The organism is Ignavibacteriota bacterium (assembly GCA_013285405.1).
Taxonomy (GTDB): Bacteria; Bacteroidota; Ignavibacteria; order Ignavibacteriales; family Ignavibacteriaceae; genus IGN2.
The window spans coordinates 612,340-624,578 of record CP053446.1 but is presented as its reverse complement, the minus strand read 5'-3'; the positions used below and the strand labels follow the sequence as shown (position 1 = coordinate 624,578).

8 protein-coding genes are annotated in these 12,239 nt (G+C 35.5%); all 8 read left to right on the top strand.

The features are described 5' to 3' along the window. The first annotated feature begins 4 nt into the window (after positions 1 to 4). Positions 5 to 1,273, top strand: coding sequence for a GTPase HflX (gene hflX / locus HND39_02670; protein ID QKJ95259.1), 1,269 nt, complete (start codon positions 5 to 7; stop codon positions 1,271 to 1,273). Positions 1,274 to 1,387: 114 nt separating this feature from the next. Then, entirely contained in the window at positions 1,388 to 1,978 is a 591-nt protein-coding gene (locus tag HND39_02665; protein QKJ95258.1) for a hypothetical protein, read from the top strand. Next, complete coding sequence (locus tag HND39_02660; protein ID QKJ95257.1) at positions 1,975 to 2,511, top strand: hypothetical protein; 537 nt, start codon at positions 1,975 to 1,977, stop codon at positions 2,509 to 2,511. Before HND39_02665 ends, HND39_02660 begins: the two co-directional genes overlap by 4 nt. Positions 2,512 to 2,677: 166 nt before the next feature. Next, positions 2,678 to 4,201, top strand: coding sequence for an aromatic amino acid lyase (locus tag HND39_02655; GenBank protein QKJ95256.1), 1,524 nt, complete (start codon positions 2,678 to 2,680; stop codon positions 4,199 to 4,201). Positions 4,202 to 4,308: 107 nt separating this feature from the next. Continuing rightward, the gene (rmuC, locus tag HND39_02650) at positions 4,309 to 5,601 is read left to right on the top strand and encodes a DNA recombination protein RmuC (GenBank protein ID QKJ95255.1); all 1,293 of its coding nucleotides are present in this window, start codon (positions 4,309 to 4,311) and stop codon (positions 5,599 to 5,601) included. A gap of 401 nt (positions 5,602 to 6,002) precedes the next feature. Beyond that, positions 6,003 to 7,241 (top strand): hypothetical protein, encoded by a 1,239-nt coding sequence (locus HND39_02645; protein ID QKJ95254.1) that lies wholly within the window; start codon positions 6,003 to 6,005, stop codon positions 7,239 to 7,241. A 256-nt stretch (positions 7,242 to 7,497) separates the two neighbouring features. After that, a complete protein-coding gene (locus tag HND39_02640) occupies positions 7,498 to 8,055 on the top strand; it encodes a hypothetical protein (GenBank protein ID QKJ95253.1) in 558 nt (185 codons plus the stop codon). Between the two features lie 463 nt (positions 8,056 to 8,518). After that, on the top strand, positions 8,519 to 11,506 hold the full coding sequence (locus tag HND39_02635; GenBank protein ID QKJ95252.1) for a T9SS type A sorting domain-containing protein: 2,988 nt from the start codon (positions 8,519 to 8,521) through the stop codon (positions 11,504 to 11,506). The last annotated feature ends 733 nt before the right edge of the window (positions 11,507 to 12,239 follow it).

The following is a 12,239-nucleotide window of genomic DNA, read 5'->3' as shown; positions in this document are numbered from 1 at the left end:
TATTGTGATCGAAATTAATCGAAAAAAAGTTGAACGTGCAATGCTTGTTGCTCTGCAAACAAGAAATGTCAATAGAGAACTTACCGAAGAACATCTTTCAGAACTTGAAGAACTTGCTGATACGGCTGGTGCTGAGTCGATATTTAAAATCATTCAGTCAAAGAACAGTATTGATTCAGCATTTTACATCGGCAAAGGAAAAGCGGAAGAACTGGCTCAGCTTATTGAGTTGAATGGTATTGATCTTGCGATTTTCGATGATGATCTCACTCCGGTTCAGGTTAGAAATCTTGAAAAACTTTTTAACAGAAAAATTATTGACAGAAGCGGATTGATACTTGACATCTTTGCTCTCCGTGCGAAAACCAAAGAAGCAAAAACACAGGTTGAACTTGCACAGCTTGAATATATGCTGCCAAGATTAACTCGAGCCTGGACACATCTTTCAAAACAATACGGCGGAATCGGAACGAAAGGTCCCGGTGAAACTCAAATTGAAACTGACAGAAGAATGATCAGGACTCGCATCAGTCATCTGAAAGAAAAATTAAAAAGTATTGAATCGCAAAGAGAAACACAAAGCAAAGGTAGAAAAGATTTTGTAAGAATTTCAATTGCTGGCTACACAAATGCAGGCAAATCAACTTTATTCAATCTTCTTACAAAGTCAGATGTGTTTGCTGAAGATAAATTATTTGCCACACTTGATTCAACGACACGTACAGTTAATTTCGATACTAAGGAAAAAATTCTTATTAGCGATACAGTTGGATTTATAAGAAAACTTCCGGCACATCTTGTTGCATCATTTAAAAGTACATTGAATGAAGTAAGAGACTCAGACATCATTCTCCATTTGATTGATCTTTCACATCCGTATTATGAGGATCATCTGAAAGTTGTAGATGAAACATTGAAAGAATTCGATAGCGAGCACAAAAAAGAAATAAAAGTATTTAACAAAGTTGATTCCGTGGATGATAAAAGCATAATCGAATATGTTCGAAATAAATTTCCCGACGGTGTTGTTATTTCAGCAAAGAAAGGAATTAACATATCTGCTTTGATTAAATCAATTGAAAATGTAATCAAAGATTCTTTCGTTGAGCAGGAATTAACGCTCGGAATTGAGCAAACAAAACTCGCATCACAAATTCACGATCTTGCAGAAGTAACTTCGGTAAAATACAATCACGATACGGTTCTGTTTAAGTTCAGAGCGAATAAAGAAAATTCTGATAAGATTAAAAAGTTATTGGAAAACTATAAATAGAGAATTACTTATTTGAATACTGTGAAAAAAACCATAAGTTTTATTAGTAAATTTTTTTTATTCTTATAAGTAATCTGAATTATCAGAATAATTTTCTTAATCTTGGAGAAGAATATGAATACGAAAAAAATACAGTCCATCCAGATCCTTTTTTTAATATTAAGCCTTATTTTAATTTCTTGTTCAAACGATTCCGGGAATCCATCATCTTACTCTCCTTTTGATGAAATGCCTGTTGTTACAGGATTATTTTTTACATCAGAGGAGTCTCCCGAAGTCTTAGCAGTTTGGGGAAATCCATCTGGGAGAAGCTTTTGTAAACCTTCAATAGGTGATTATACTAATATCGGGTTTGCAATTCCAGAGCAGAATGTTGTAAAGGTTTGGGTCGTTCCAGCTAGATTACCTCAGCAGGAATCGAAGGAAGTACTAAATGCAATGAATGCTCAGTTTGAAGTTTTAAACAGATTGTCTGTGAACACACTACTTAATGAAGTAATGAATGTAGGTTCTTATGGACTAGAATATCATTTCACTGATTCGCAAGGTAGGTTGCTTCCTGAAGGATTTTATAGAATATACGTCCAATCAGATGATTGGCTAAAGTGGTGTGATGTATTGAACTTTAGAAATGAAAGTAATTACTACAAAGTAATAGTTAATCAAATTTACGATAACTTAACTTCTATCGGGAGACCACAATGAAAATTCTTATACAATATTATATCATTCTAATTCTGTTCGTCTCATTTTTATTTGTAACTGAAAGTACGTTCGCACAAGAGAAAGAAAATAGTAATTCATTCGGTATATCAGCTCTAGTACAGGATAGTCAATTTGATATTTTATTTCCTATTTTTCTGTCCGAGTCAGCTGTTCTCGCACCTGCTTTAGGTTTCATATATGCTTCTGAAATTGGGTCGGATATAAGTCTTGGGCTAGTCGGGCGATTCTATTTAACTAAAAAAGTTGTAAGGCCATTTTTAGGTGGCAGAGCCGGGTCTATTTTTTTCAGTCCTGCAAGCAGCGATGATGGAGGAGCTGACCCTGAATCGACAACAGATTTTTTAGTTGGATTCTTAGCTGGCGGCGAGTATTTCCTAAATGAAAGTTTTAGTTTTGGAGTTGAAGCGCAATTGAACGCCACAATATCCGATGAAAATTCAAGTCGGTTTGGCAATCCCGGAGGTACTAACATTAATACTGGTGCTGCAGTTTTCGCAACAGTTTATTTTTGAATTCTATTTTATAAATCAATTTGAAAGAGAAAGATTTCCAGATCTTTCTCTTACTCTTAATCCTACTCTTACTCTTTTTCCTCTCTGATTTCTCCTGCTTAATAGTTAATTTTACATTCACAATTCATCATCATTTTTATCTACCACAGGATAACGGAAGGAAAGAATGGCTATTACTTTAAACGGATCAGGATTAACAGTTGAAAAAGTAGTCCGCATCGCAAGAAATAAAGAACAAGTCGAACTCAACAAAGATTCAATCGAAAGAATAAAAACCTGTCGTGCAATGCTTGAAGAAAAAATCAAAGCTCACGAAATTATGTACGGAGTTAACACGGGCATCGGAGAATTTTCCGAAGTTGTGTTGAATGACGAACAGGTAAAAGATTTTCAGAAATATCTTATCTATAATCACGCTGCAGGAATCGGCAATCCAATGCCGATTGAATGGGTGCGTGGTGCAATTACAGGAAGAATAAATGTTCATGCACACGGAAATTCAGGATGCAGACCTGAAATTACTTTAACACTTGTTGATATGCTGAACAAAGATTGTATTCCGGTTGTCTGCGAAAAAGGTTCGGTTGGAGCTTGCGGTGATCTAGCTCCGATGTCGCAAATTGCTTTGCTTATGATGGGAGAAGGAGAAGCATTTTATAAAGGAGAAAGACTTCCCGGAAAAGTTGCGTTTGAAAAAGCAGGAATAAAAATTCCCGGACTTCAAGCAAGAGACGGACTTGCAGTCATCAATGGTTCAAATTTTTTAACAGCGATTGCTGCGATACAAATTTATGATATCAACCGATTCTTGAAACAAGCTGAAATTGCCTGTGCAATGTCACTTGAAGCTCTTCTCGCAAATATGAAACCGTACGATGTTCGTTTACATAAACTGAGAGGATTTTCTGGAGCTGTCCGAAGTTCACAATCAATTAAAAAATGTATTGAAGGAAGTGATCTTCTTTCTGGTAAATTAAAACAAAAAGTTCAGGATGCGTACTCGATGCGATCTTCTCCACAAGTAATTGGTGCAGCACACGATGCAGTTGCTTATGCCAAATCACAAATTGAAATTGAATTGAATGGCGTGGGTGATAATCCGATATTTATTCCTGAAGATAAAATAACATTGACCGGTGCAAACTTTCAGGGAACTCCTGTTTCGCTTCCAATGGATATGGTTGGTGCTGCAGTTACTATGATTTGTGTTTTATCCGAAAGAAGAATGAACAGATTGAATAATCCGGCATTGAGTGTCGGACTTCCTGCTTTCTTAACAAAAGGTGCTGGAATGTTTTCTGGTTTGATGTTGAGTCAGTACACAGCAGATACATTAATAGTTGAACAAAGAATTCTTTCAACTCCTGCTTCGATTCAATCAATCCCTGCTGCTGCTGATCAAGAAGATTTTGTTTCTATGGGAATGAATACGGCTTTGAAAAACCAACAGATTCTTGATAATGCTTATGGTATATTAGGAATTGAATTTATGGCTGCGGCTCAGGCACTCGATTTCCGTGAGCATAAAACAGGAAAAGGAGTTGCAAAAGCAAAAGAAGTAATTAGAAAATATGTTGAACATCTCGACGTTGATCGTCCGCTTTATCCTGATCATAACAAGATGAAAGCGCTTGTTAAGTCTTGTGAAATTCTAGAAGAAGTTGAGAAGGTTGTGGGAAGTTTAGAATAGGCAGAATAGAACGCAGATTACGCTGATTGAGCAGATTATCTCTGATCAGCGCAAATCAGTTATATCTGCGTCATCTGCGTTCTATTGTTTTAAAAGGATGTAAGAAAATGGAAATAATTTTTTTAATAATTGGATTAATTGTTGGAGGACTTGCTGCCTGGTTTATCGCTTCATCAAAATTTAAAGGTGAATCCGGCAGGGTTGAAGAACGAAGTGTAATTCTCGAACGTGAAAGATCCACACTTGAAAATAATCTTAACTCAGAGAGACAAAAAGTTCTTGAGCTCAACTCAAAATTATCAGCACTTCAATCTGATTACAATAATCTTCAACAAAAACTCACTGAACAAAAAGCAGAAGTAGAGGAATTGCAGCAGAAGTTCACAAAAGAATTTGAAAATCTTGCTAATAAAATCTTCAAAGAAAAAACAGATGAGTTTTCAAAGCAAAGCAAAACAAATCTTTCGGAAATTCTCAATCCGTTAAAAGAAAAGATTAACGAATTTCAGAGTAAAGTCGAGGAAACAAACAAAGAAAATATTGACAGATTTGCGTCGCTTCGTCAGCAGTTGACATCATTGAAAGATATGAATCAGCAGATAACTCAGGAAGCGAAAAATCTTACTGAAGCATTAAAAGGACAAAGCAAAACTCAAGGCAATTGGGGTGAGTTTATTCTCGAAAGCATTCTCGAAAAATCCGGATTGGTGAAAGGGAGGGAATACGTTGTCCAGGAAAGTTTGACTTCAGAATCAGGAAAAAGATTACAACCGGATGTGATAATAAAACTTCCTGAGAATAAAAGTATAGTTGTGGATTCAAAAGTTTCATTGATTGGTTATGAAAAATATATTTCAGAAGAAGATGAACACCAGAAACAGCTTGGTTTGAGAGAGCATATAAATTCAATCCGATCACACATAAAAAATCTAAGCGGAAAAAATTATCAGAATCTATATCAGCTCGAAAGTCTTGATTTTGTTCTAATGTTTATGCCGATCGAACCGGCATTTGCACTCGCAGTACAAAATGATCAGGCAATTTTTAACGATGCTTTTGAAATGAATATTGTGATTGTGAGTCCTTCAACTCTACTTGCAACGCTAAGAACCATTTCAAGCATTTGGAGACAAGAAAACCAAAACAAAAATGCTTTGGAAATTGCAAGGCAAAGTGGAGATATGCTCGATAAGTTTACAGCATTTGTTGAAGACTTGCTTACAGTCGGTAAAGGATTAATTTCAGTTAAAGATAATTACGATAAAGCGATGAATAAATTAACCGATGGACGAGGAAATTTGATTAGTCGTGCAGAAAAAATAAAAGAACTTGGAGCCAAAACTTCCAAGTCGCTTCCGCCTGCAATTTTAAATCGTGCGAAAGAAGATTCAGAAGAATAAATTAATAGTCATCCTGAACCTGCCCGACGGCAGTCAGGCTTGTTTAAGAATCTTTAATCGCGTTTTTGGTGAATAAGAAGAACCTGAAACGAGTTCAGGTTGACAAAAAGAGACTCGTGCAACAGCCTGGGTAGACGGACAGGAGAAGATTAACTGTTAGTCGTTTTAGGTCATTAAATAATGGTATTTTGATGAATGACAAAGAAACCAAAATAAAAATTTGGATCAGGTTTTCTATTCTAATTGTAAATCTGCTGCTTATATATTTTTTCACTAAAGTAATAGTCTATCTAACCCAAAGTATCAACATTTATATTCCTTTTGAATTAACCTTTCTTGTTCTTGCCACACTTTATTTTTTGTTATCACATTTACTCAAAATTAAAACCTTTGGGAGATGGGTGCTCCTATTATTCGGGAAGTATAAAAGCCACATTGCTTTTGCATTGATAATATTAATAACGTTATTCATAATAAAAAGAATAATTTACTTCAAAGATATTTATGATGTATCGAATGGATATTCTTCATATTCTCTGTCTGAGCCTGATTACACTGAAACAGATAGTAGCAAACTTATTGAAATATCTTCAATAGATTCATCGGATGAGACAAGATTTTTGAACTGGCTTAATCAAAATGGTAATACACCTGAAGATTATATTTTGGAAAAAGTTTCTGAATATCAGGTTATAGTTTTTGGTGAAGTACACGAACGAAGCAACTACTTAAATTTATTAAAAGGAATGATTCCAGATCTCTATAAAGCCGGTGTCAGAATTATCGCAATGGAAGTTTGTCTTTACGATGACAATGAGCTAATTGAAAAACTGGTCACTTCAAAACAATATGACTATGAACTTGCATTGGAAATAGGCAGACATCAACCCTGGTTGATTTGGGGCTGGAAAGAATATTGGGATATTCTTGAAGGAGTATGGTCATTGAATAGAAGTTTAGATGTAAATCAGGAAAAGATGAAAGTTATAGGACTTGATAGCAAGTGTGAAATGCCTTCAATAAGTTTAGTTCTCAACTCTGAGGATAAAAGGTCTGGTCCGTTCTATGAGAAGCTGAGGATATTGCAAACAATACAGACTATGCCTCTTCTGCAATATCGTGATGAACTAATGGCAAAACAAATTGAAGATCAAATTATTAAGAAAGGGAAAAAAGGAATTGTTTGGGTTGGAGCATCACATTCTTATCTTAATTTTAAACAACCCTTTTCCGAAAAAGGAAGAATGTCATTTATTTTACACAAGAAATTTAAGGGTAAAATATTTCAAATATATTTACACGAAAAATTTTATTCACAAAAAATCAGTAACTATATCGAAAATATTATTAGCAAATCTGTATTTGACAAAGTTGGCTTCGATATAGTTAGTTCGCCATTTAATAGTTTAAGAGATACCAGCTCAGATAACTTTAGTAAAAATCCAAAAGTTTGTTTTGGTGACATAGCCAGTGGTTACCTTTATTTAGTTCCTTTTGATTCATTATCTAAGTGTAGATTTATAAAAGATTTTGTTACTCAAAAAATGTTTATTAAAGAAAAACCTTTTTATGAAGCATTAGTTGGGAAATCTTTTTCAAATGCTGATGAAGTAAATCAGTTCTTTATGAGTATAAAATAACGTGTAACGAGACACTATATTAGTTTTTATTACGTGAGACTCACCTTTGAGGTGAGTCTCACTTTCTCTTTTCCCAAATAATTATTAATAAAGATTATATCAAACAATTGACAATATATCCAGTTTGAATTATTTTGTTTTTAGTAATTATCCCTTTTCAACATTAATTCATAAATCTGATGGGAAATTGTATGCTAAAAAGAAGTCATCTCTTTTCTTTTATATTAACTAATCAATTCTAATCACAGGAGGCGTTATGAAAAAAATTATTTTACCTTCACTACTCGCTGCAGTTGTTGTTTTCATCTGGATGTTCATTTCGTGGGCAGTACTTCCGTGGCATTATTCTGATATGAAGAATATTACCGATCAAGCATTGCTCGAACATATAAAATCTTCACTCACAGAACCAGGAATTTATCTTTATCCAGGCGAACCTGCAGAAGAAACAGATGCGGGAATGGAAAAATGGTTTGAGCAATATAAAGCTGGTCCACTAATTCATTTTATGGTTTACAATCCGCAAGGTTCTGAATGGAATATGGCAATGCCAATGATCAATAGCTTTCTGATTAATTTTATTTCTGCATTCATCGCAGCAACATTGTTGATGATGACACTTGCACAAAATCCTTCATTCAGGCGAAGAGTAATTTTTGTGATGCTGCTAGGATTATTCGCAGGATTTGTAGGTCCATTTATTATGTGGAACTGGTGGAAGTTTCCATTCGGCTTTACAATAGTTGGTGTAATTGATTTGTGTGTTACATGGTTTTTAGCTGGATTAGTTTTGGCGTGGAAGATTAAGCCGTAATCGGGAAACTTCTAATAATTAAATTCTTCGCTTACCAGCAAAACAAGCAGGTTCGATGTACATTATTCACTTAAATATTGAATATTTATGATTAAAGTACGAACTACCGGGAGGCTTTAATTCGCCATGAATATAATTTTAACAGCAAGAAAAATCTTTATAAGCGAACTCTTAACTTCATCCCGGAAAGTGATTTTGTTTTAATTTTTCCTCAAGATTGTTATAAAATTTTTTAAAGTTTTGATTAGAATTGCCAATATTTTACACCTACAGATTTAAGCTATTTAAATTTCCTATTGTTTCTTAAAATACACTGGGTATGGGATTCACCATATCTATTTGTGTCGTTTTAAGAATTCAGATTTCAAAATCTCTAAATATTTATTGACTTATTCAACGATCTATAATAACTTGTAATCAAAATTCGGATAAACTATTTCATCAATCTTTTAGGGAGTGAGTCATGAAAAAATTTTACTTTCTATTATTCATTATGATCGCAATAAGTTTAAATTCTTATGCTCAAAATTTCGATTGGGAATGGCAAAATCCTACCCCAACTGGTGCTGATCATAACGACGCAATTATTCTCTCACCAACAAAATTTATGTTGTTCGGAAATGGAAGTGCAGTTACTGTTTCCACAGATGCTGGTACAACTTGGTCAATTTCATATATTGACTCGCTTGCACGAGATATCTATGATGTAATCTTTTCTGATCAGAACATTGGTTACGCAGTAGGTACCGGGGGTTTAATTATGAAAACTACTGATGGAGGTACAAGCTGGGTAGAGCAGAATTCAGGTGTAACAGTCACACTTTGGGATGTGGATTTTATTAATACTAATGTTGGATATGCAGTTGGTAATAGCGGAAATATTCTGAAGACGACAGATGGTGGATCGAACTGGACTTTATCAACAAATGGTACGACTGCAATTTATAAAGTGCATTATGTAAATGATACTCTGATATTTTTAGGATCCGCAAGTTCGACAACAGGCAGGCTTCTCCGCTCAACAAATGCCGGTTCAACATGGGAAAACATAACAGCTAACATTACTGGTCTGGATGGTACTGTTCGCGGGATCCACTTTTTTGATGCTGATACAGGATGGATTTCAAACAGTACTGGTAAAATTTATAAAACCACTGATGGTGGTGCAACCGGTGCAATAATCTATAACATTGGTTCAACAACGGCGACTATTTATGAAGTAAAGTTTATTGACGCGGAGATTGGATATGCACTTACTACCGCAGGAAGAGTTTTAAAAACTACGAATGGTGGAGCAAACTGGGAACTCACACAAACATCTTCAACAGAAAATTTATATGGTTTGGGAATTCTCGGTGTTAATTCAGAGGGAACAACTCCTGTACTTATAGGTGGTGATATCGGTCAGATTGTTTTATCTGTTGATGATGGAGTAAGCTGGCAAACTAAAAATATATCTGCGACAAACGAAATTCTTCATCGTTTATCATTTCCATCAGAGACTACAGGCTTTGTTGTGGGAGGAAGCATTACAACTGGAAATTCATTCGGAGATATTTTAAAAACAACTGATAGTGGAGTTACCTGGACAAATCTTTCATTCGATCCGGGGTATCGAACCTATTCAGTATTCTTCGTGAATGAAAATGTTGGTTATGTTGGCTCGTTAGGTCCAACAGGAGTGTACAAAACCACAAATGGCGGGATCGATTGGGTTCAGTTAAACACGGGAACTGGTACCTCATCAAGTAATATATACGATATAAAATTCTACAATGAAAATCTTGGTTTTGCAATGTATGGCAGTGGTCAAGTTGCAAGAACTACAAATGGCGGAGCTAATTGGGCACCTGTTTCGGCTGGCTGGGGAAATGCAGCTGGTTATGAAATTTTTATTGTCGATTCTTTAACTATCTATCTTTGTGGTGGTGGGAACAGGGTTAGTAAATCAACTAACGGAGGTGTCTCTTTCACGCAGATAACAACGCTTGGAACAATTACCTTATACTCAATGCACTTCTTCGATGCAAATAATGGTTACATCTCAGGCAGTTCAGGAAGATTATATAAAACAACAAACGGCGGCAGCAGCTTCGACGAGATACAAATGCCAAGCACAGCTACTCTTTACACAATTCGTTTTATCAATAATGACTTTGGTATAATTGGAGGTGGCAGCGGAGTTGCATATTATACCACAGATGGCGGAAATAATTGGTTAGCTGCTCAACTGTATCTTGGTACCTCCCAATCAATTAGAGATATTCGTTTTGCAGGTACGAAAGTTTGGGCAGTGGGAACTGATGGTATGATAATCAGAGGTAATGTTAGTACATCATCAACATTTCAATTATCTGTTAATGTATCTGATGGCTGGAATATGGTATCAGTACCAGGAACAAATCCTGATGGAATGGGAGTAGCAAATTGGTGGCCAGGCAGAGTTGGAGATGTTTATAAATATAATGCTGGTTATCAAACAGTAACCACAGCAACACCTGGAGTAGGATACTGGATGAAAAATAACGGAGCTCAGACTTATAATACAGGAGATGAATGGCCAGCAGGCGGATTGCAAGTAGTTGCACACACACCATTAACAGGAGCTATCGGTTGGAATATGATCGGTGGATATGAATTGATTGTAACAGCAGCGAACGTATCAACAAATCCACCAGGACTACAGAGTGGTCCGATCTACAAATATTCAGGTGGATATTCTGTAGCAACGACACTTGATCCGGGATTTGGTTACTGGATAAAGTTGACAGGCGCAGGACAGATAATCATACCAGAATCGTTTGCTAAAGACAGCAAACCAGTAGAATACTTCCCTGATAGTTGGGGAAGAATAATACTGACAGATGCAGCAGGAGTGAGCTACACACTGTATGCAGTAAATGGACAGGTTGACTTAAGTCAGTATGAATTACCACCAGCACCACCAGCAGGAATGTATGACTTCAGATACACGAGTGGAAGAATAGCCGAAGACCTGAGCAGCTCAGTGAAGACGATTGAGATGAGCGGAGTAGTATATCCATTAACAGTAAGAGTAGAAGGAATGGATATCAGGTTGATGGATGAGAGCGGCAAGAAGCTGAATGAAAATCTGAAGGATGGAGAATCAATAGAAATCAGTGAAACAACGATAGAGAAACTGATGGTATCGGGAGAACTGTTACCGACAGTATATTCACTTGAACAGAACTATCCGAATCCATTCAACCCAAGCACTATGATCGAGTTCTCGTTGCCGGAGATGGCAAATGTAAAACTCAGTATCTACAATGCATTGGGAGAAAAGGTAGCAGAACTTGTAAACACATCACTGCAAGCCGGAAAATATCAGTACAACTGGAATGCAAGTGGAGTGGCAACAGGAATGTATATATATGAATTAAGAACAGATAAATTTGTTTCCGTAAAAAAGATGCTTCTGCTCAAATAATTTTAAGCGACTAACCGGTTCAAGTTCAGGCGGTCTTCGGATCGCCTTTTTTATGAGTAGTATATAATGTTAAAGCACAATTAAAGCCTAAGTACAATGTGATAAGCAACTATGCTTTTTAATTAAAATGTCTGTAAAAATTCAATTATGGAATACTAATACTTCGTAGTTGACAAGTAAACTTAGCAAAATGACAACTTGCTTCTCAATTTTAATAGATTAAATTTAAGGTAATAAAAAAGGAAAAGTTCTGATCGATGTTTCCGGTGAATAAAAATGATCCGATGAATGAGAATAAAAATTGTTTCTGAATTTCTTCCTATACTTCGCTTAGACTACAACTTCCTAGGGAGAAAAAAAACCACAACACCCAACAGGGCTCTTCGGTTAACTACAAGATTTTTTATTTGGAGGGAAAAATGAAAAAATTATTATTTAATCTATCAGTTATATTTATAATTGCAAAACTCGGGGCAATGCCAATTGCGGATAGTTCACAAATTTTTATTCACCCCTCGTCGTTACAATTTACCGGAACATTTTATACTAAACCTGCCAAAATATTAAATCATAGTTCAACAGATACATTGGTTATCAGTAACATAATCTCTTCAAATAGCAACTATTATGTATCACCGACCAATTTTCCCATTATCGTTTTACCATTATCAGAAAAGTGGTTTGATATAACTTTTAATTATGCATCAGGATTCCAATTAGGAAATATCGAGTT